This window comes from Parabacteroides sp. AF19-14 (genome assembly GCF_003635485.1).
Lineage (GTDB): Bacteria > Bacteroidota > Bacteroidia > Bacteroidales > Tannerellaceae > Parabacteroides > Parabacteroides distasonis.
This window is the reverse complement of sequence record NZ_QTMJ01000017.1, coordinates 43,952-67,479: the sequence shown is the minus strand read 5'-3', so window position 1 is coordinate 67,479 and position 23,528 is coordinate 43,952. Positions and strand designations below refer to the sequence as shown.

Genomic DNA, 23,528 nt, shown 5'->3' with positions numbered 1-23,528 from the left:
CATTTAATGGGTTTATATGCCTGCAATATACAAAAAAGAGGAACAGATTGGTATTCTGTCCCTCTTTTTTTATCTTATTTCTTGTTCCTTATAAACCTTGTCCGTGGCAGTTCTTGTATTTCTTGCCACTTCCGCAAGGACATGGATCATTGCGTCCTACTCGTTTCTCGGCACGGACCGGAGCTTGCTTCGGTTGAGGTGCCTCAGCTTGGGTGTTGTTTCCGCTCAAGTCTGTTTTCTCCGTGCGGTAACGGCTCATATCCTCGTGCTTCTCCGGGGCGGCCTCTTGTACGGCGATACGTTGACGGGCTCTTTCCTCGGCAATCGCTTGGGCGGCTTGCTGGGCTACGGCCGCTTGACGGGCTTGCATGGCTTGGCGTTGCTCCTCGGTCGGCTCCTCACGTACCGGGATCTGTCCACGCATCAAGATGGCGGCTGTCTTACGGTTCATGTTGTCTACCATTGTCTTGAACAGGTTGTAAGATTCAAGTTTGTAGATCAACAATGGATCCTTGTTCTCGTAGCTAGCGTTTTGTACGGAGTGGCGCAGCTCATCCATCTCACGTAGATGCTCTTTCCATCCCTCGTCGATCATATGCAATACGATTGATTTCTGGAAGGATTTAACGATTGCCTTACATTCCGTGTCGTAAGCCTCTTTCAGGTTGCAAGATACATTATACATGCGCTTGCCGTCCGTGATAGGGATCATGATGTTCTCGTACATCGCTCCTTGATTCTCGTACACTTGCTTGATGACCGGGTGAGCGACTTGCGTCATGCGTTCCATGCGACGTTTGTAAGTCTTCAATGCCTCCTCGAACAATTTCTCTACGAGTTGCTCCGGTTTCATGCTCTTGAATTCGTCTTCCGTGAACGGGCTTTCCATGGCGAATGTCTTGAACAATTCCAACTTGAAGCCCTCGAAGTCCTCGGCGTGTTGATCGGCGATAGCTGTAGAAGTATCGTAAATCGTGTTCAATACGTCCAGACCGATACGCTCTCCCATCAAGGCGTGGCGACGGCGGGTGTAGATTACGTTACGTTGCGAGTTCATCACGTCGTCGTATTCCAACAGACGTTTACGGATACCGAAGTTGTTTTCCTCGACCTTCTTCTGGGCACGTTCTACGGACTTGCTCAGCATATTGTGCTCCAGAACCTCGCCTTCCTTGAAACCAAGCTTATCCATCAAGCCGGCGATCTTCTCGGAAGCGAATAAACGCATCAAGTCGTCTTCCAGTGAAACGAAGAATACGGAAGAACCCGGGTCTCCCTGACGTCCGGCACGACCACGTAACTGACGGTCTACACGACGGCTCTCATGGCGTTCCGTACCGATGATAGCCAAACCGCCTGCGTCTTTCACGTCCTTGGACAGCTTGATATCGGTACCACGACCGGCCATGTTGGTAGCGATCGTAACCGTACTCTTTTGACCCGCCAAGGCCACGATCTCGGCCTCTTTCTGGTGCAACTTAGCGTTCAATACATTGTGCTGGATCTTACGCATCGTAAGCATACGGCTCAATAGCTCGGAGATCTCTACGGATGTTGTTCCCACCAATACCGGACGGCCTGCTTCCGTCAGCTGAACGATTTCCTCGATAACAGCGTTATATTTCTCACGTTTTGTCTTGTAGATACGATCGTTCATATCGTTACGGGCGATCGGTCGGTTGGTCGGGATCACTACTACGTCCAATTTGTAGATATCCCAGAACTCGCCTGCTTCCGTCTCCGCCGTACCGGTCATACCGGACAGCTTATGGTACATACGGAAGTAGTTCTGCAAGGTGATCGTGGCGAATGTTTGTGTAGCGGCCTCTACCTTTACACGTTCCTTAGCCTCGATCGCTTGGTGCAGGCCATCGGAATAACGACGTCCGTCCATGATACGGCCCGTCTGCTCGTCAACGATCATGACCTTGTTGTCCATAACCACGTACTCATCATCCTTCTCGAATAAGGTGTAAGCTTTCAACAACTGGTTGATGGTATGTACACGCTCGCTCTTAACGGAATAGTTCGCCAAGATCTCGTCCTTTTGAGCTTGTTTCTCTTCCTCGGTTCCTGTCATGTTCTCCAATTGAGATAATTGGGACGTGATATCGGGAAGTACGAAGAAGGTCGGGTCGTCCGTCTTACCGGTCAATAGGTCGATACCTTTATCCGTCAATTCGATACTGTTGTTCTTCTCGTCGATCACGAAATACAACTCATCGGTCGCCTCGTGCATATGGCGCATATTCTCGGACATGAAATATTCTTCCGTCTTCAACATTTGAGCTTTTACGCCTTGCTCGCTTAAGAACTTGATCAACGCCTTGTTGCGGGGATATCCCTTGAAGGAGCGGTACAGAAGGATAGAGCCTTCCTCAACGACCTTCTGGTCGTCGCTAGCCATTTTCTTCTTGGCCTCGATCAATAATTTGGAGCAAAGGTCTTTCTGCGCGTTCACGACAACCTCCACGTTCGGGCGGAATTGCTCGAATAATTGTTCCTCGCCACGAGGGATCGGTCCGGAGATGATCAGCGGCGTACGAGCGTCATCGATCAATACGGAGTCCACCTCATCGACGATGGAGTAGTTATGCTTGCGTTGTACCAAGTCTTTCGGGCTGATCGCCATATTGTCACGCAAGTAGTCGAAACCGAACTCGTTGTTCGTACCGAACGTAATATCCGCCTCGTAAGCCTTACGGCGAGCCTCGGAGTTCGGCTGGTGCTTATCGATACAGTCTACGGAAAGTCCGTGGAACATATAAAGCGGTCCCATCCACTCGGAGTCACGTTTTGACAAGTAATCATTCACGGTTACCACGTGTACACCGTTACGTGTCAAGGCGTTCAAAAATACCGGAAGGGTAGCCACCAAGGTCTTACCTTCACCGGTCGCCATCTCGGCGATCTTACCTTTATGAAGAACGACGCCACCGAATAGCTGAACGTCGTAATGGATCATATCCCATGTGATCTCGTTTCCACCGGCTTTCCAATGATTGGCGTAAATCGCCTTATCGTCCTCGATGCGGACAAAGTCGAAACGAGCGGCCAGATCCCGGTCGAATTGGTTAGCGGTAACTACCACTTCCTCATTCTCGGCGAAACGGCGGGCCGTATCTTTCATGATGGCGAATACCTCGGGCAAGGATTGCTCCAGTACCACTTCCATCTTGTCCGTGATGGCTTTCTCGATTTTATCTACCTCGGCCCAGATCGCCTCACGTTCTTCCAGTTCCTTATCCTCGATGCCTTTGCGAAGCTCTTCCACTTGCGCTTTCTCCTCGGCTACGTAGTCCTGGATACGTTGTTTGATCTCATCTGTTTTCGCACGCAACTCGTCGTTCGAGAGTGCCTTGATTGACGGATATACGGCCTTTACCTTATCTACGTAAGGTGTGATTTCTTTAAGGTCACGCTGCGACTTATTGCCGAACAGCTTCGTCATAAACTCATTAAATCCCATGATTCTTATGTTAATTGATAATTGATAATTGAAAATTGAAAATTGAGAGTTCAACTTCCGATTGTCAATGAGCAATCATCGTCTGTTATTACTTTGTTATTTGAATTCAGATAAAATACTTAGGGGAGAACCACCTACCTTTCCCTTCTATGATAATTTTAATTCTCAATTACCAATTTTCAATTCCCAAAGCGGTAGGCTTTGAGTAGCGTTTGGTGGCCTGATTCTTAGCACATGGGTTACCGTGGGGGCTACCTCAGTGGCCTTGACTTCGCGGTAGATATGTTGGGGTTTCAACCCGTTGCCCATAAATACCAGCGGGGTGATAACAGCATTATTGCGTATAATCTTGACTTTTTCTTTCGGATTGTCGAGGTTCACTTTCCAACCGGGTTGCAACTCGATGATCAGATCGCCCCGTCTCAGATGGTGCGTACCTTGACGGAATTTGGCGGTTCCCTCGTTCCAGTCGCCCGTAAGCAAGCTCCTGCCCGTGGTGACGAGTTGTACGCCACTAAATTCCTGTATGAATTCGGCGGCCTTGTTCTGTAAAGTCGTCAAATCCAGCTTGGCGTCTTCTATCGCCTTGCGGTTCAAGTAGATCTGGTTGTTGTAGTATCCTTGTACCCAACTGGTATGTTGGCCGTAAATGGCCATCAAGTACATATTAAGCAGGGCCAGACAACGTTTCGGGTGGAACTCGCCACCGTTCACCATCAGGCCGTCCGGATAAGACTCCTCGCTTTTATAATAACCGGAACCGGTGAAGACTACCAATGTATTGGCCAAGCCCACTTTCTTGTCGATCGTATCCAGTAGCTTCTCGATATCTTGATCGAGTTGATAATACGTATCTTGAATCTCCCGGGTGTATTCCTTGCTCATCGTACCCCGGTAATTGCCCGCGTAGTACGTGATAGACAACATATCCGGGCAACTGCGTGTACCAAACCCTCCGTACTCTAGGAACTGGAGGGCCAAGCGATTGATCTCCTTATTGATGAACGGCGAGGTCTTCAGGTTCGGATAGCAGTTCGCGAACTTCTCGCTGAACGTATAGCGGAAAGGAAGATCATCCAATACGTAAGGAAAGGCATCGTATTTCTCCATCGGAAGGGTAGGAGTCCATACCATGGTTTCCAAGCGTGACGCCAAGGATTCCGGGCCGTTATTATAGCGGTCTACGTACCAAGGGATTCCCTTATAGTACGTCGTGGTAGCCCATTTCCCGTTGGTGTTATCCATCCAGAAAGCTCCGTTCGCCGCATGTCCGGCGGAAAGGATAGCGCTCTCGGCATCCGGGGCGATGGAATATACGTCGCTTCTTCCTTGAGAGGCGATTTTCAACTCGTCGCCGATCGTGGAACTGAATAAATTCTTGGGCGAATAATTCTCTTTCGTGTAATTACCCAGATATTCAGGATCATTTAAGATCGAGACCTCTTTCTCTTTCTCGAAATCAAACGTCTTCTCCCCCGCGATACCGCTGAAGCAAGGGTTGCTTCCGGTAAAAAGAGTCGCGAACGCGCTGGCTTGGTCTATGTCCGAGAACTCGAAGCGGATATTGTTGTACACCAACCCCTCGTTCATCAAACGCTTGAAGCCACGTTCACCAAATGTATTATAAAAGTATTCTATATAGTCGCCCCTTAGCTGATCCACTGTAATACATACCACCAATTTGGGGGTACGTTGCTGCGCCTCAAGGTTTGTTACCACGAGGATAGCGATAAGTGACGTTATAATTTTTCTCATCCGATTCTCCATATCTTTCTGTAAACACCCCAACCCGAACGAACCCAAATCGAGGCTACAAGCGGAATAAAGGCACTGTTTAGATGTTGCGGAATGAAATACCATCCCAGTAACATCAGCGTAAGCGCCGCAAAGTTAATAAAATGATAGTAATATGCAGCCTTCTTCAGCTTTTTTACGCAAAACAAAATAACAGCGATCAAATCGAGCGGCTGTAACCATACCAAAGACCAGTTCGGCCACGTGCAGGGATGGACGGATATGAAGCTAAGAAAGAAGAGGATGACACCTCCGGCTCCGGCTACCGAGAAAAGGACACAATCCACCCACAAGAAGTATTTTTTTTTGCGCCATTCGATCCAAGTAAACCCTAAAACGATTCCGAACAGAAGCCAAGCGCAGACTAAAGGGGTGAATAAATCCCAGATATCTTTTTCCGGCTCGTCGGCTTCCCCGGCTCCGATCACGTGGGTCTCGCTCACCAATGGGCGGATTGTCCCGTCCGGGCCCGTGATGGTGGCTTTAGCGAACGCTTCTTTTAGATAAGGGGGGAGGAAGAGCATCTCGTGCTGGGTGGCCTCCCGGTCGGTGGGGCTGCCTAGCGCTAGGTCGCATCCGAATGTGAGCCACGGATGGTTTCGGGTACAATAATTAATAAGATCCCGGAAGGTCTGGGATTGATAGGGATACTGATAATCGACGCTCCCGTTGATCTCCTTTTCCAATATCGCGGCAGGGCGGGTAGCGCAATTATCGAAGAAGAAGTTATAACGATATACCCTGTTCTCCGGCCTGTAATTAATAAGCAGGGCATCCCATATATGTTCTTTCTCTTCTTGGGTGAGGTTCAATACTTGTTCCGTGATATCGCTGCCCCGCATTTGGTACTCGATCACGTAGTCTTGGAAATCGGCCACTCCCAATTTATAATCCGTCTCTCCTTTAGCGAATCGGTAGATAAAATTAGGCTTGGAGAAATCAAATATACCGTAATTGAATATATAATCTATATTTTGCTTGGGATCGTATATGCGTAGAGCGGCATGCCCGTACACGGTGAATACCTCTTCATCGTACGGTGCGCTGGTCATCAGACTGATACGGGCTTCCTCGCTCAGTTTGGGTTGCGCCATCGCCGATAGGGAAAGAATCCCCAGCAGAAATAGAAATATGCTTTTTGTCATTCTCTTCTTGATTATTTGACGCAAAGGTAGATTATTTTTCTTAAACAGTATAGATCGTTTAAGCATAACATATGGCTTTATGTCGAGAAAAGAGATAGCTTTGTTTTTATTATAAAGGGAAAAGGAAACTTGGTTACGTCTTTGATTATAAGAGTGTTGCAGTTTTTACGGATTTTTTTTTAAGAAACTTTAGTTTCTTCTAGGGAAAACAAAAGTTTTCCTATGAGGAAACAGAAGTTTCCCTTGCACAAAACTCTAGTTTCTAGCTAGAGAAACGGACGTTGCTTTTAGAAGGAGCATTGAGGAGATAAAACAAAATTAGGCGACCATCCTTATTTGGATAATCGCCTAATGCCTGATAGAGCGGTAGGCGAGGCTCGAACTCGTGACCCTCAGCTTGGGAAGCTGATGCTCTACCAACTGAGCTACTACCGCATTGCGAGTGCAAATGTATACAAATCTTTCTTTTTTTAGTAACTTTGGCGAGAAAATTTTATAAAAAAGAATTAAGTATGGAAAAACTAGTCTTGATAAAGGTAGGAGGGAAGATCGTTGAGGAAGAAGAAACGCTTCGTCAATTATTGAACGATTTCGCTGCTATCGAGGGATATAAGGTCTTGGTGCATGGGGGAGGACGCTCGGCTACCAAGCTTGCCGCCCAATTAGGGATCGAGAGCAAGATGGTGAACGGTCGCCGTATTACGGATGCCGAGACCTTGAAGGTCGTGACAATGGTCTATGGCGGGTTGGTGAATAAAAACATCGTAGCGGGCTTGCAGGCGTTGGGCGTAAACGCTTTAGGATTGACTGGTGCGGACATGAATTTGATGCGCTCCGACAAACGTCCCGTGGCAGAGGTGGATTATGGTTTCGTAGGCGACGTGAAAGAGGTGAATGCCGATTTGCTAGCCTCTCTTATCCATCAAGGTATCGTGCCGGTACTGGCTCCTCTTACACATGATAAGCAAGGCCATATGTTGAATACGAACGCTGATACGATAGCGGGAGAAGCCGCTAAAGCGTTGGCGAAACATTTTGAGGTGACATTGATGTTCTGTTTCGAGAAAAAAGGCGTTTTGTTGGACGAGAACGATGATGAGAGCGTGATACCGGAAATCGATCGTATAGCGTTTAAGGGATATGTAGAACAAGGAATTATCCAAGGGGGCATGATCCCAAAGCTGGAAAACGCTTACCAAGCGATAGACGCCGGGGTGAAGCAAGTGATTATTACGCAAGCCTCGGAGATTCACCAAGGAAAAGGGACGAGAGTCTTTTAAATAAATGAGGGGCTGTTTATGGCCCCTCACGTACATTATATAATAGGTCTATCAAAGACTCCGAATCTTGATATTACGGAACCAGATTAATGAATCCCCATGTTTTCCTTGTAATCCGATAAATCCTTTTGTCGGTAATTCGGCGAAAGGTTTGGGCAGCCAGCTTGGGATATCGCTTCCATCCGGGTTCTTGGTGCCGGAAGTCCATTTGCTCATATCCATTTCGGTAACTTTCTTTCCGTTGAGGATAACCATGATATGTTGTCCGGCGCATTTGATACGCATATGATTCCACTCCCCGGGTTTTTTGACAACCTTGTCTTGCACGGCGCCTAGATGTCCGTAAATGGCTCCGCATTTCTCATACGGCTTGCCGTTTCCCCATTTTTCACAATGGTCGTCCGCTATCTGTATTTCTACCGAGTTGGGTATCCAGTCCTTCGTGTCCGTACAGTAAACGACTACTCCGCTGTTCGTGCCTACGTCGGTCTTAAAATCAAGATCCAGCTCGAAGTTCTCATATTCATCCTTTGTCCAGATAGACTCGTCCTTCACGGCACCTAACACGCCATCAGTCTCGCTCCAAACTTCCGGATTGTAGTTGGCGTTTTCCAGATTTTTACCGAAGAGAGGCTTCCATTTATTGTTATCCGCCGCGAATAAGGAGAATGTACCTGCCACACACCATAAAGTAGCCATGGCTAAAAGAAAATGTTTCATGCTATTAGTTTTAAAGATTTACGTGAGGCAAATGTATTCATTTATTTTGGAAGGAACATAGTCTACGAAGAACGATTTTATTTACAAGTGAAAGCGAAATAGGTTGAAATGCTATGATTCTTAAGGAAATCTTCTTTTTTTATCAAAAATCAAATAGTTTGTTAAAATGATATTAAAATCTTGTATAATCTTTATTGTTGTAAAATAGATTAACTGAAAATTACCTATTGCTTGATTGGTTTTGTGTTATTATGATATTGCTTGTGTGTCAAAATATGCATTTAATAGGTCTAAAAATGACGTTGTGAAATATATTTGACTGTTTTGATGACATAAAACTATTATATTATTTGTTTTTAACAGAAAATATTCTTTATATTTGCGGTGTGAAGATTAGGTATATGTATGATTGTATGTAAAAGTAAAGTGAATATTTTAATGTAATTTTAAATATATGCATGTATAATCCTGCTGTTTTAAACTAAGTTCTTCGTAAACTATGGTAAGTTATGTGTGAATTTTGATTTAAATAATTAATTGTTAAACAAAAAGTGTGTTTATGAGAAGGTTGACTTTTTTGTTATTATGCTTGTTTATAGGCATAGGAGTCGCAACGGCACAGACGATGAAGATAACAGGTAATGTTATATCATCGGAAGATCAGCAACCCGTGATCGGTGCGGCTGTCGTTGTGAAAGGCACTACGATTGGTACGGTTACGGACTTTGAGGGAAACTTTAGTTTAGATGTACCGAGAGACGCTAAGATGATCTTTATTTCTTATGTAGGATTGAAAACGAAGGAAGTACCTGTGGCATCCGTGATCAACGTTGTTTTGGACTCGGATTCAAAAGCGTTGGATGAGGTGGTTGTAACCGCTATGGGTTTGACTCGTGAGAAGAAAGCCTTGGGTTATGCCCTGCAAGAGGTGAAATCTGATGAGTTGACAAAAGCTGGCCAACAGAGCTTGGCGACCTCACTTTCCGGTAAGATCGCCGGTGTGCAGATTACTTCTCAAGGTGGACAGGTTGGTGCGTCGCAGAATATCGTGGTTCGCGGTAATTCCTCTTTTGGTAATAACCAACCGTTGATCGTTGTGGATGGTGTGCCTATCGCTAATGATAACGCGAAAGGTGCCACTGTAAACTTGGGTTCCGGCTTGAATGATATTAATCCGGAGGATATAGAGTCTATCTCTGTGTTAAAGGGTGGATCTGCCGCTTTGTATGGTATGCGTGCCGGTAATGGCGTTATCTTGGTTACTACTAAATCCGGTAAGAAAGACAAGGGTGTATCTATCTCTTATGAGGGTGATATCACGATTGACCGGGTTTATAATTTGCCTAGATTGCAGAATAAGTACGGACAAGGCTATTACGCTTCCGAGTATGATTGGAAGGAAGCGCAAGCGGGGGGATATTCTGGCGATTATCAAGCTTTTGCCTTGGAGAATGGTTACAATTATGTAGATGGTATGGGTAGTGGTATCAACGATAACGCAGATGAGTCTTGGGGACCTCGCTTGGATATCGGATTGAATTTGCCGCAATACAATAGCCCGGTGATCGATGGCGTGCGTCAGGCTACTCCTTGGGTTTCCAGCCCGGACAATATCAAGAATTTCTTCCAAACGGGTTATTCTATGAATCATACGGTGGCTTTGTCTGCCTCTACGGATAAAACGTCTACACGCGCGTCTTTATCTTTCCGTGATCAAGGCGGTACGACCCCGAACACTGATCAGAAGCGCTATGCTATGGCGGTGAACACGAAAATGACGTTTAATAAGTATATTGATTTCGACTTGTCCGCGAATTATATTCGCACGAAAAGCGCAAACTTGCCGGGTACGGGATATAACAGTACGAATGCTTTGCAGTCTATCATGCAGTGGTTTGGTCGTCAAGTTGATTTGAAAGATTTGAAGAATAATTGGGATCAAGTGGATGAGTATGGAAAATATACGCATTATAACTGGATACAGTCTTTCCATGCGAATCCATATTGGACATTGAATAAGAATACCAATAGTTATGATCGTAATCGTTTCTATGGCAAGACCTCTTTGTATATCAAACCGACCGATTGGTTAAAGTTTGAAGGTCGTATGGGCTTGGATCATTACGATTCTAATCAGTTCTCTCGTATTTTATGGAATATCGACTATCCGAATGGATATTTCCGTAGCTTCGACCGTTCGATGACTGAGTTTAACGCGGACTTTATCGCCTACGTGAACAAGAACTTCGGTGATTGGGCCTTGAATGGTTTGGCTGGAGCCAACTATCGTGATTATCAAACAGCTATCATGGGGACAGGTGCGGACGAATTGACCGCAGAGGGATTGTTTACCGTAGCGAACGCTCATGGAACCCCGTACACCTTGAACGACCATGAGAAACGTCGTTCAAACTCTGTATACGCTAATGCCTCTATCGGCTACAAGAATATGGCTTATGCCGAGGTAAGTGTCCGTAATGACTGGGACTCTACGATCAAGGACGCTTTCTTCTATCCTTCTTTCAGTGGTAGCTGGATCTTGACCGAGACATTCCCCGGATTGCAAAATGGCGATTATTTGAATTTCTTGAAATTGCGTGGTGGTTGGGCAAAGATCGGTTCCGCAACGGACCCGTATCGTTCGAACGCTTATTATTCATTGATCAGTTCTTCGTTCAATGGTACTACATTGTTCTATAATCCGACAATCCTTCCTCCTACAAATCTTCGTCCGGAGAGCGTAAAGACTTGGGAAGTTGGTGTTGAGGCTAATTTGTTCAACAATCGTTTGCATATTGATGCCGCATATTATAATAAGGTGACGAGCGACCAGATCATGAATGCGAACGTGGCTACCTCTACCGGTTATACCTCTATGTATATCAACGCTGGAAAGATCAGCAACAAGGGTGTCGAGTTGCAGGTATCCGGTGATATCATCAAGAATCCGAAGGGATTCAACTGGACGGCTACGTTGAACTGGGCGAAGGATAAGAGTCGAATCGATGAGCTTTATACAGATCCCGTTACCGGACAGTCTTTGGACGCTTACCAAATCGGTAGTAGCTGGAGCGTGAAGAACTATGCGATGGTCGGTAAAAGCTGGGGTACTTTGGTAGGTACTGGTTACGTATATAATGAGGATGGCTCGATCTTGGTAGAGGATGGTATTCCTGTCTACGAGGCTGGAAAAGAGATCGGTGATGTTACGCCGAAGTGGTTGGCTGGTTTCAGCAATGAGTTCTCTTATAAGGATTGGAGCTTCGGTTTCTTATTGGATTTCCGTTTGGGCGGTGACGTATATTCTGTTACACAAGCATTCGGTTCTCAGACGGGTATCTTGAAACACACGGCAGAAGGCGATTTGCGTGAGAATGGCGTCGTACTTGGCCAGAATTATATGACGGACAAGGTCTTCAAGACCGCTGATGGTAAGATTAATGATGTCGCTGTCAACGCGGAGGACTTCTTCTATAATTATTATACGATTTGTGAGATGTCGGTATTCGATGGTTCTTACTTGAAATTGCGTGAGGCTCACCTGACGTATAATTTCCCGAAATCAATTCTAGAGAAGACTAAATGTATCAAGGCCGCTCATGTATCATTGGTTGGTACGAACTTGGCGTTGCTTTGGGTGCATAAGTCAAATATCGCTCATATTGATCCGGAGTCTACAAGTACCGGTGGCGATGACCCCGAGACTACGGCTACAAGCAGAGGATTTAACTCTGGTGTAGGTTTTGAGTCCAACTCTTATCCTCCTTCTCGTAGCTTTGGTCTTAAATTAGGTGTAACATTTTAATCAACATTAATCTGAGGAATTTAATATGAAAAGATATATCAAGAATTTCATGATGGCTATGATGGTCGGCGCTACTGTATTCGGTAGCTCGTGTACCGATTCGTTTGAGGAGGTCAATACAGACCCGGATAGCCCTACGGATGTGCCTACGACGAATCTTCTGGCGTATTCTTTATATTACACATCCTATCGTCTGTATGATCGGTGGTTCGCGATGGATGAGCCGATGACTTTTTGCGGATATGCTTCGAAGATGACTTATATCGACGAGTCCCGCTATAATTTCCGTACGGGTGTACAGGATACGAACTGGGAGTATTTGTATCGTATATTGAATAACCTAAAAGATATCGAGAAGCGTGCCACGTTTAATGAGACTCCTAATATGCTGAACGTATCGAAGGTTATGCAGGTTCATTTGATGCAGGTAGCCACGGATCGTTGGCGGGATGTCCCTTATACGGATGCCGCTAAGATGACAGATGGGGTCTTGCAGCCGAAATATGATAAGCAAGAGGATATTTATCCGGGCTTATTGGCTACGTTGAAGGAAGCTGCGGATGGCTTTGCCGATGGTGGTAGTGATGATTTAGGCGAGGGAGACTTGTTATTCGGTGGTGATATCGAGAAGTGGCAGAGATATTGTAATTCTATGCGTCTTCGTTTAGCGATGCGTATCTCAGAGGTTTCCCCGGCATTGGCTAAGGAGACCGTAGAGGAAGTCATGGGTAATCCCACTAAGTATCCGATCATGGAAAGCAACGATGATAATGCTTTCTTCTGGTGGATCGGAACAGACCCCAACTATTACGAACCGATGGCAGACGGTTATCGTACACGTAAGACGGAGTATTGTGCCGCAGACGTGATAGTGGATCATATGAATACACGTGAGGACCCTCGTCGCTCATCTTATTTCCAACCCACAAAAGAAAGTGTGGAGGCCGGTGAACCTAAGTATGTAGGTTATACGATCGGGGCGAAAGCGAATGCGGTAGCTTCTAAATATTCCATTTGGGGAGCACGTTTCTTCACGGACTTGGCTGGTTTTTCTCCTTATATGCGTGTCGCTGAGCCTTGGTTCTGTGTCGCTGAGGCATCTATGTTGGGATGGAATACCGGAATCTCCGCAGAGGACGCATACAATAAGGCTGTTACCTATTCCATGGAAGAGAATAGCGTATCTGCCGAAGATATAGCGGATTACCTTGCGAACGCGGGTAAGTTCACGAATGATAAGAAACAGATTTATTATGAGGAATGGGTTGCCATGTTCAAGCAAGGAATGGAAGGTTGGTCATTGTATCGCCGTACAGGCGTGCCAGACAACTTGTATCCGGCTCCGGGCCGTCCGGCAAACTATTCTAATCATAACGTACCCCCGTTCCGCTCTCCGTATCCTGATAAGGAACGTAATTTGAACAATGCGAATTGCGCTCCGTTCGATGCGGAAGTCGTGGATAATTTGTGGGGTAAACAAATGTGGTGGGATACACGTACAGGCGTTCATTAACTACTAGTTAACATAGACATACCAAGTGCCTGTATACTATAGAGGGGCTGCTCGTGATGAGTGGCCCCTTTTTTTGTCATTATGCTGTCATTTTTAAATAAACTATGTACCTTTGTCTGGCTTATTTAGAAAAAAGATGGAAAAAGAAGGAATGATGGTGGTCGATATTAAGAATATCGTTACTCGTTTGCCGGAATTGCGGTTTACGGCACCCGTGAATTGGAGAATTGATGAAGGGCAGCAATGGGCTGTGGTCGGTCCGAATGGCGCTGGTAAAACCTTGATAGCGGATATTATGCAGCGTAAATTCGCTTTTAAGGAAGGTGAGGTCGTGTTCTCCGGGGATGGTAAGGTAAGTGACTTTATCAAGAGTATAGCGTTTAAGGATATTTATTCGTTGGCGGATTGCCGGAATTCTTATTACCAACAGCGTTGGCATTCGACAGAGACGGAGGAGATGCCTACTGTCGAGGAATTGTTGAAGGAATATGCCGGCTCTGATAATTTAGCGAAGATATTGACTCTTTTCGGTATAGAGGATTTATTGCCTAAGCGGTTGATCTTCTTATCAAGTGGTGAATTACGAAAATTCTTGATTGTCAGGACGTTGCTTAGCCGTCCTCGTGTCTTGATCTTGGATAATCCTTTTATCGGCTTAGACGCTCCTTCCCGGGATTTATTGGTAGAGATGCTGGGGCAAATGACAAAATTGAATGGTGTTCAAGTTGTCTTGTTATTATCTAACCCCAATGACATACCGGCAATGATCACGCATGTATTGCCTATCCATGATTGTACTTGCTTGCCTCCGCTGACTCGAGAGGAGTTTATGTCGGATACGGAATTAATCGCCCGTCTTTTTCCAACGGAAGGCATTCATGCATGCGAGGAAGTTGGAAAGGTTCGTTTGCCTGTGGATATGAACAAGATAGCCTCTTTACATGAGGTGACTTTACGCATGGAACATGTGAAAATACGCTATGGTAGCCGTACGATCTTGAAAGATTTGGATTGGGAAATCAAGAATGGGGAGAAGTGGGCGTTATTCGGTCCGAATGGCGCTGGTAAATCTACCTTGCTGAGTTTGGTTTACGCGGATAATCCCCAGTCGTATGCGAATACGTTGTATTTGTTTGATAGAAAGAGAGGTTCCGGGGAAAGTATTTGGGATATCAAGAAGCGTATCGGATATGTATCGCCGGAGATGCACTTATATTATAAAGAGAATGTCCCTACCTTGAATATTGTCGGTTCCGGCTTTTTCGATTCGATCGGCTTGTTTCGTAAGTGTAATGCGGAGCAAGAAACGGTAGCCTTGGAGTGGATGAAAGTTTTTGGCATCGAACATTTGAAAGACCGTTTATTCTTGACCTTATCATCGGGAGAACAACGTTTGGCTTTATTAGCGAGAGCTTTCGTGAAAGATCCCGATTTAATTATATTAGATGAGCCTCTCCACGGTCTGGATGTGAGCAATAAGAAAAAGGCGGCTGCTATTATCGAGCAATTCTGCGATCGCCCGGGAAAAACCTTGATTTACGTAACCCATTACCCGCATGAATTACCTGCTTGCGTAGACAAGCGGTTCGAGCTAGTGAAGCATGCGTAAATTATCCTTATAAGGACTTGAAAAAAACATAGTTATGATTTTTCAAAAGATAAGTATGAATTGAAAAAATCATAACTATGAATTTATAAGGTCATTTAACGGCTACCACCCGCCCACCAGACCGGTTCGCTGTATACATATTGGCCATCGCCAACAGCTTCCTTGATATTGTTATTTGCTGTTGCGTCACCAGAGCCATAAATGAAGCGTAATGGGAATTTACCTTTATTTTTTAATGTGATAAAGTCTTCACCCGCCGCTTTTAATCTACGATAATCGTTATAAGCCTCGACAGCCTCACCTGATGCGCCAAAGAAAGCAAGATATTTCTGGATCATGGTTTCTTTCAGCGGGTTAGCCTCGAATAACGGTTTTACGTTCTTATCAAAATATTCAGCGGCAACCTCTTCTGTTAGATCGGCTTTTGCTGTAGCCCCTCCATAATTTAATAAATCCGGGCAATTGATCGTTGCTTGGATAGAACGATTCATGTTATTAAATGCTACTTGTATCGCCTCTTTTAGTATTGGTTCAGCCTCGTCTTTTTTATTCAATCGACAAAGAGCTTCTGCTTTCAGGAATAATAATTCATGATAACTTAGCATCATTGTCGGAGCTAAAGAAGAGCCATAAAATATGGAAGTGTCGTATGTGAATTGCACTTGTTCAGGCTTCCCGTTTGGTGCGGCGTTAACCTCTGAAGGATCTTCACGTTGTACCCAGTCCGGGTCCATAAAGGCACGTGTTCCCCTCGGATCGTTACGTTCTACAAACTTTTCCACTATACTTTGGCTAGCGGCTAGAGCATCACGAGTAAAGCAGAACCCAAATAGAGGATTGATATTGGTGACACCATCATAGAAATTAAATTTTAACTCTTCGCTTGAAGATTCAAACGATTTAGATATGCAATCTAGGACAGTGTTCAATGAAGCGGTCTTGTCCGATGCTCTATTTAAGAGATGCATTGTTAATCGGGCTTTTAAGGCGTAAGCCGCTTTTTTCCATTTACCTCCGTTGCCCCCATAAGCCAGATCATTTGTTCCTACCGCTCCCATGGCATCTGTACCATCGAAATTACTGATAGCGTCATCTATTAATTTAAAGATGTCACTGTAAATAGATTCTTGAGAGTCTATTTTAGGCTGCATGCTAATATTCATATCGCAAGCTTCTGTCCAAGGCACATCTCCAAATAAATCGGTAAGTACCGCTAGGTTATAGGCGGCGAAAAACTGTCCGATTCCTAGCGTGATTTGGTTACCTGCTTCTTCTCCTTCTCCGGAACACTTAGCTATTACTGTTTTAGCGTTCTTTAGGTTGGTATAGGTAGAAGACCATACATTGTTATAAGTATTTGTTGAAGATGGTTCTCCATTTCGAGTCTCGGCATTGAATAACTGATTATGAATACCTGCTTCTTGCTCAATATATACAGATGCATAAGTAGAGAAATCGCCTCCTACGGTGCTGAATGCGGTAGAAGTGATCAAGTCTGTTACAATAAATTTGGCTTGTACATCCTGTGCGTGATTTTTGTCTACATTAATATCGTCCATTACGCTATCTGTACAAGAAATCATAGGAACTGCCAGCAATGCCAGAGCCAATAATCCATGCGTTAACTTATATTTATTCATATGAGTAATCATTTTAGAATTTAACATTTAGACCAAAACCGTAACTAGAAGTTGTTGGTAATGAGAAACGTTCAAAAGAACCAGCCATATTCGTGTTTCCTTGAGTGGATTCCGGGTCTATGTTAGCAAGTTCGGACCAAACCAAGATATTTCTTGCGAAAACATTCAAGTTGACTTCTAACCATTTTTTCTGGAATACAGGATAACTAACAGCTAATTCTCTTAACTTAATAAACGAGCTATTATATACGGAAGATTCGTTGATATTATTGATCGTCTCATAATAATGTTGCATCTCGTTCGCTCCGGATATAGGTGTCGTGTTTTTGGAGCCGTCTTCCTTAACTCCTTCAACAATGAATGATCCTTCTCGATTTTCAGTGTTTTTACTTACACCATACATGTCAAGAAGACCATTTGTTCCACAATAAATCTGTCCTCCTTGCTTCCAGTCGAATACAGCGCTAATGTTGAATTTCCACAAACGTAAATTTGTATTGAAACCAAGGATAAAATCCGGAGAGACTTTACCGATTACATCATCTTTACCAGCCATGGGAACTCCATCCTCGTCGACAATCAAGTTACCGTTATCGTCTCTTGCGTAAGAGACTCCGTATATTACTGGGAATTTATCACCAATACCCGCACGTACTTGAGGAGTCGTAAATCCGCCTAAGAAGATACTTTCTACTCCGGGAGCCAATTCATCTACATAATTATCGATCTTACTCCAGTTGATCCCGATATTCCAATCTACATTCTTCAAACGGATTGGATTGATATTCACCGTTAACTCATGAGCGTTCGTGTGAATCTTTCCTCCATTTGTCATAAAACTGCTTGATCCCGTGGATGATGCTAATGGTACTTCGAAAATTTGATCTTTTACATTTTGGCGAGAGTAAGTGTAATTAATCGATACCAAATTGTTGAAGAAACTAATATCCGCTCCTAGTTCATAAGAACGAGTATTTTGAGGTTTCAAATTGGGGTCATACACGATCCCATATTCTGTGAAAGCATTTTGACTATCGATAGGATACATCAAAGGTGTCCCGCTATAAAATCCTCCACCAAAAGAAGGAGTCGTATAGTAGTTCTGATAGTATTTCCCGGCTTGTCCAACCTCAGCGTACGAAGCACGGATTTTCGCGTAATTTACGATTTCGTTCTTTAAAGGTTCTAATTCTGTCAATATCCAGCCTACCGATACGGAAGGGTAGAAAAATGAGCGGTTGCCTGCCGGCATTGTAGATACATAGTCATTACGGCCCGTAACATTTAAATATAACATATTCTTATACGAAGCAGAAAGACTGCCAAAGAAACCTACTGTACGTTGGCTGCTCTGTTTTTCTTCATTATCTTTAGTTACGGTGTTATTGATGTGATTCCATCCCGGGAAATTATATGTACCACCATATTGCCAGTAATATTTATTATTGTCTTGTACGATCTCATTACCCAGTAAGGCATCAAAGTCCCAAGCTTCGGAGATCTTCCATGCGTAAGTCGCGGTTAATAGAGAGTTGAACGTCGTTGTTGTCCATCCCGAGTTTTCTATCTGTCCTTTTCCGTTCGCATGTCCATATCCCCAAATATCTTGATAATGGGTAGTATAAGCATCTGCACCCATTTGATATTTTACATCTAACTTATGATTTTCGGTATTGAATTTTGTACCGAAGTTTACATATGCGTTACCAAAGAAACGATTGGTCTTTTCTGTAAATTCATTGTTGTTGACAGACCAATAGGCAGCGTCGAATCCTCCTGTACCGCGATACGTATTTTGTTGGTATAAATTATTGGCATAATGGGATGGTATACCTGCTAAATCATAATGAGCGGGTGCGGGATATACGGTCGCCACGATACCGTCATTAGCTCCGGTAGATTTTTGGATTTTTGAATTCACGAAGTTTCCGGAAAAACCGGTAGTCCAATGCTCTTCCAATCGGGATTCCGCTGTTAATTTTACATTGTAACGATCCATACCTGTAGTAGGGACTATACCATCTTGGGTAGTACTACCCAAAGAAAAGGAATAAGAGCCTCTATCCAATGCTTGTGCGACATTTAATGAATTGTTCCAAGTCGTACCTAAATCAAAGAACTCTCCTATATTATCATAAATTTGTGGAGTAGTCCATGGATCCATTCCTGCATTGGCACGTTGAGGAACGTAATACATACCTTCATGTTTGCCCGATTGCTTGGTGTATGTATTATCTGTATTTCCTCCGTAGGTAGGATCATTGGGTAATTCTGAGATTTTAGGTCCCCAGCTAGTTGAAGCGTTAGGATTGAATTTACCGTTACTACCTTGAGCGTATATATTCTGAAGATGAGGTTTTCTGGAAATCTTGTCAAAACTCAAGTTAGAAGAAAACGATACTTGTGGTTTCCCTTTTTTTGCCCCTTTACCACTTTTTGTTGTAATAACGATTACACCATTAGAGGCACGGATACCATACAAGGCGGAAGCTGCTTGTCCTTTCAGGATGTTAATGCTCTCGATATCGTTAGGATCGATATCGACTGCTCGGTTCGCATAATCTGCTCCGCTAACGCTATCGTAAGTACTCATGTCTGCGGCAGAAGAAATAGGCATGCCATCTACAACATATAGAGGAGAGTTATCCCCTGTAAATGAACGGGCTCCACGAATCGTTATCTGAGAAGAAGCACCGGGCATACCGCTAGATGGTTTAATCTCTAATCCGGAGACTTTTCCTTGTAAGGCTCCCGATAGGCTGGAGTTTGCCGCTTGCGTTAACTCATCAGATTTTACATCTTGTACCGCATAACCTAAAGCTTTTTTCTCTTTGGAGATACCCATGGCTGTAATAACGACTTCACTTAGGTTCTGTGCCCCTGATTGTAGCTCCACTTTCATTACAGGCTCGATAGGAACTTCTTTCGCCACCATTCCCACATAAGAGAATACCAGAGTCTTCGCGGAACCTATGAATAATAGATTATTTTTTATTATTACTTAGTTTTCGCGGAACCTTGTTATAATCTGAAAATCATGATGTACGCAGGAATCGTTCGCTGTTATTTTATGTATATTTTTATCTCTCAAAGTGTTAAATATGTAATTCTTTATACTTGATGTAAGCCGTAATCTCTTGTGTATATATTATAATATTTAAATTAGGGGCTAAAAAAGTCTCCAAATTTTCTACCCGTTTATCTTTTCTTGTTATTTTATTGAAATTTTTTAATTGTTTACTTGTTATAATAAAATTATTGTTATATTTGCATTTATCCGAACCTTAATTTTCATGTTGCTAAAAATCTATTGCGAATTAATAATATGTAAGTAAAACAAAAAAAGAGTGTGTCTATGAAAAAGTTGACTTATCTTTTACTTTGCCTAGTTTTAGGCATTGGATTGGCCACAGCTCAGACGAGGAAAGTAACAGGAACTGTTATTTCCGCCGAAGACAGTGAACCGATTATTGGTGCGTCTGTAATAGTCAAAGGTACTACTACAGGAACAGTAACGGATTTTGATGGTGCGTTCAGTTTGGATGTACCAAGTTCCGCGAAGACTCTGGTAATTTCTTATGTGGGCATGATTGCTCGTGAGGTTCCGGTACAAGATGTGTTGAGGGTAGTCCTTCAGTCTGGTACCCAGAATCTTGAGGAGGTTGTCGTTACTGCGATTGGTATGAAAAAGCAGGAAAAGGCGTTGGGCTATGCAGCCTCTACTGTGAAGAGTGAAGATTTGAATGCCGCTAAGTCTGGATCAGTGATGTCAGGCTTGACTGGTAAGGTTGCGGGTTTGAATATTACTAGCGGTGGTGCTACAGGCTCTTCTCAGAAAGTAATCGTGCGTGGTATCAGTTCTTTCAGTGCTAATCAACCTTTGTATGTGGTGGATGGTGTGCCTATTATGAATGATTTCCAAGGTGAGGATTCTTTCTCTAACTCAGTGGATTTTGGTAACCAAGCTAATGACATTAACCCAGAGGATGTTGAGTCTGTAACAGTCTTGAAGGGTGCTTCCGCTACTGCCCTTTATGGTAGCCGGGCTGCTAATGGTGTTATCATGGTGACAACAAAACGGGCTGGGGCTGAGAAGCTTTCTGTTACGTACGATGGCTCATTTATGGGATCTAGCGTATTGCGTGTTCCTCAAACACAAGATCGTTTCGGACAAGGATGGGGATCTTTCGGACCTATGGAGAATGGTTCTTGGGGACCGGTTTTGGATGGTCGTGATCATATCTGGGGACCTTACTCAGACGGCTCAGAAGGTTTATTAACTCCGCTTTCTAAGCCTTTCTCGTATGTAAAGAACAATCTTCGTGATTTTTATGAAACTGGTTTTGAGACGAATAATAACGTCTCGATTCGTATGGGTAATGATAAACTTGGTTTTGTTGCCTCCTATGGTAATGTGAAGTCTGACGGTGTATTACCGGGTGACGCTGATTCATATGCTCGTAATACAATCTCGTTAAGAGGTAATATGAAATATAAACGTTTTTCTGCGGAATTAAACTTGAACTATGTCCGTAAAGATATCACACAAGCTGCTGCTGGCCAAGGAGATGATGGTGCAACGATGTTTTCTGAGATTTTGCAACATGCCGTGGATGTAGATATTAGCTCAATGAAAGATTATACGAATCCTTATTTTAATACGGATAACTTCTATACTGCTTATGCGGAGAATCCATATTGGGTGTTAGATCATAATCGTAATAAATATCAAGACGACCGTGTCTATGGTAAGATCGAGCTTGCTTTTGAGATTATGAAAGGTTTGAAGGCGGTTGGACGTTTAGGTGGTGACTTTACGAACGCTACTCAAAAGAGATGGAATGAAAAAGTGACTTTCGCTTCAGGGTCTTGGAGTGAATTAGGTGGTAAGAAGCAGCAGCCCGGTACTTATACGGAACGTCGTGACAAGGTGGAGCAAATTGATGCGACCGCTTTCTTAAACGCGGATTATAAAATCGGTGAGGATATCGCTTTGAATGGTATGATTGGATGGAACTTGAATCAACAAACGAGTTCTTATTTGAAATCTTATCTGTATGGTTTGGAGCAACCGGGATGGTTTAACCTAGCGAATGGTGTTGATAAGCCCATGACTACGACTTACTCTGATAGACGCCGTTTGGTTGGTTTGTTCGCTCAAGGTGAGTTTGGTTACAAGAATTTCTGGTTTGTGAATGCTTCTATTCGTAACGACTGGTCATCTACTTTACCTCAAGGAAATAATAGCTTTTTCTATGGTGGCGTGAATACTTCATTGATCATCACGGATATGTTTGAGGATTTGAAATCTGATTATCTGAATTTCTTGAAGGTTCGTGCAGCTTGGGGACAGACTGGTAACGATGCCCCGATTTACCGTACTAGCAGTTATTTTACACCGACTCAAATCAGTTTAGGTTTTGGAGATTTATATTTACCTATTAATAATACATTAGGCTTGACAGAGTATAATCGTTTGCCGAGTATGGATCTTCGTCCGGAGATCACGACAGAATGGGAGTTCGGTTTAACAACGCATCTGTTTAACAATCGCTTGGATATTGATGCTGCTTATTATAATAAGAGTACGAAAGATCAGATAATATCTGCTAGCCTGGCTCCGGAGTCTCGCTATACGTCTATGACCCGCAACGTAGGTAAGATTGCGAATCAAGGTGTCGAGTTGGCAGTGAATGGCATTCCTGTTCGTACGAAAGATTTCGAGTGGGGATTAGGTTTTACTTTCAGTAAGAACTGGAGTGAGGTGAAAGAGTTATGGGATGATGTAACTGAGTATAAATTGACAAGTTCCTATCAAGTGGATTTCGTTGCGGAAGTAGGTCAGCCTTTGGGCGTTTTCAAGGTTCCGGCTTTGGCCACGACCGATGATGGTAAGGTGATCGTTGATAATAACGGTATGCCGACAATTGATGCTAGCAAGAAAGAGATCGTAGGAACGTCTACTCCTAATTTCTTGATGGGCTTTAATACGCATTTCACATGGAAAGGGATTACTTTATCAGCGGTATTAGATTGGCGTAATGGCGGTGAGTTCTATTCATATACCTCTCAATTGCTTACATTTGCCGGAAACTCTACTTATACGGTGTTTAATAATCGTGAACCATTTGTGGTTCCTAATTCCGTGAAAGTCGTAAATGGTCAATACGTAGAGAATGATATACCTATCGTACATTGGGGAGGTGCTTCTAGCGCTGTTAATACCTACTATAATAACGCCTCCAACTACGCTCAGTATAGAAATTGGATTTTACCTAAAGATTACTTGAAATTAAGAGAGATTACACTTTCTTACTCTTTGCCGAAAGCATGGTTGAAACAAACCCCATTCTCTATGGTTCAAGTTAGTTTGATCGGACGTAATTTATTTATGTGGACCCCGAAAAAGAACAACTACGTAGATCCGGAAGGTACGAATTATGGTAATGACATCTTGTCTGAAATTGGTGAATTTGGTGCGGCTCCGACAAACCGTACGTTTGGTGGTGGTATTAAAGTCGTATTATAATAAGTAACTTTAAAAAGTAAAGAT

The 23,528-nt window shown here is 43.7% G+C and carries 11 protein-coding genes and 1 tRNA gene; 5 read left to right on the top strand and 7 right to left on the bottom strand.

Annotation, left to right across the window (positions count from 1 at the left end; all coding sequences use genetic code 11):
* Positions 1 to 88 precede the first annotated feature (88 nt).
* The 4 genes from secA to DWX33_RS16115 form a co-directional block, all read right to left on the bottom strand.
* Positions 89 to 3,469 (bottom strand): preprotein translocase subunit SecA, encoded by a 3,381-nt coding sequence (secA, locus tag DWX33_RS16130; RefSeq protein WP_005855607.1) that lies wholly within the window; start codon positions 3,467 to 3,469, stop codon positions 89 to 91.
* 165 nt (positions 3,470 to 3,634) lie between these two features.
* On the bottom strand, positions 3,635 to 5,224 hold the full coding sequence (locus DWX33_RS16125) for an alkaline phosphatase family protein (RefSeq protein WP_005865323.1): 1,590 nt from the start codon (positions 5,222 to 5,224) through the stop codon (positions 3,635 to 3,637).
* Positions 5,221 to 6,408, bottom strand: a complete 1,188-nt coding sequence (locus DWX33_RS16120; RefSeq protein WP_122380671.1) for a DUF4105 domain-containing protein — start codon at positions 6,406 to 6,408, stop codon at positions 5,221 to 5,223. The genes DWX33_RS16125 and DWX33_RS16120 overlap by 4 nt, the downstream gene beginning before the upstream one ends.
* 362 nt (positions 6,409 to 6,770) lie before the next feature.
* Positions 6,771 to 6,843: transfer RNA gene (locus DWX33_RS16115), tRNA-Gly, on the bottom strand.
* Between the two features lie 77 nt (positions 6,844 to 6,920).
* Between DWX33_RS16115 and argB the strand changes: the two genes are divergently transcribed.
* Entirely contained in the window at positions 6,921 to 7,688 is a 768-nt protein-coding gene (argB, locus tag DWX33_RS16110) for an acetylglutamate kinase (protein ID WP_005855613.1), read from the top strand.
* Positions 7,689 to 7,739: 51 nt separating this feature from the next.
* Here the strand turns inward: argB and DWX33_RS16105 are convergent, their stop codons facing one another.
* Entirely contained in the window at positions 7,740 to 8,408 is a 669-nt protein-coding gene (locus DWX33_RS16105; protein ID WP_008771694.1) for a DUF1080 domain-containing protein, read from the bottom strand.
* A gap of 559 nt (positions 8,409 to 8,967) precedes the next feature.
* On the opposite strand from DWX33_RS16105, the gene DWX33_RS16100 reads away from it, so the two are divergent.
* The 3 genes from DWX33_RS16100 to DWX33_RS16090 all read left to right on the top strand — a co-directional run bounded on the left by DWX33_RS16100 (position 8,968) and on the right by DWX33_RS16090 (position 15,335).
* Positions 8,968 to 12,213, top strand: coding sequence for a SusC/RagA family TonB-linked outer membrane protein (locus DWX33_RS16100; RefSeq protein WP_005865330.1), 3,246 nt, complete (start codon positions 8,968 to 8,970; stop codon positions 12,211 to 12,213).
* 25 nt (positions 12,214 to 12,238) lie between these two features.
* Positions 12,239 to 13,726 carry a SusD/RagB family nutrient-binding outer membrane lipoprotein gene (locus tag DWX33_RS16095; protein WP_057327194.1) on the top strand — a complete coding sequence of 496 codons (1,488 nt, stop codon included), beginning with the start codon at positions 12,239 to 12,241 and terminating at the stop codon, positions 13,724 to 13,726.
* Positions 13,727 to 13,862: 136 nt separating this feature from the next.
* Complete coding sequence (locus tag DWX33_RS16090; protein ID WP_122144500.1) at positions 13,863 to 15,335, top strand: ATP-binding cassette domain-containing protein; 1,473 nt, start codon at positions 13,863 to 13,865, stop codon at positions 15,333 to 15,335.
* Positions 15,336 to 15,430: 95 nt separating this feature from the next.
* Here DWX33_RS16090 and DWX33_RS16085 read toward each other — a convergent pair whose 3' ends face one another.
* Both DWX33_RS16085 and DWX33_RS16080 read right to left on the bottom strand, forming a co-directional pair.
* A complete protein-coding gene (locus DWX33_RS16085) occupies positions 15,431 to 16,975 on the bottom strand; it encodes a SusD/RagB family nutrient-binding outer membrane lipoprotein (protein WP_005865336.1) in 1,545 nt (514 codons plus the stop codon).
* Positions 16,976 to 16,988: 13 nt separating this feature from the next.
* A complete protein-coding gene (locus tag DWX33_RS16080; RefSeq protein WP_122380670.1) occupies positions 16,989 to 19,931 on the bottom strand; it encodes a SusC/RagA family TonB-linked outer membrane protein in 2,943 nt (980 codons plus the stop codon).
* A gap of 399 nt (positions 19,932 to 20,330) precedes the next feature.
* Here DWX33_RS16080 and DWX33_RS16075 point away from each other — a divergent pair, with 399 nt between their 5' ends.
* Entirely contained in the window at positions 20,331 to 23,504 is a 3,174-nt protein-coding gene (locus DWX33_RS16075) for a SusC/RagA family TonB-linked outer membrane protein (RefSeq protein ID WP_008778503.1), read from the top strand.
* The last annotated feature ends 24 nt before the right edge of the window (positions 23,505 to 23,528 follow it).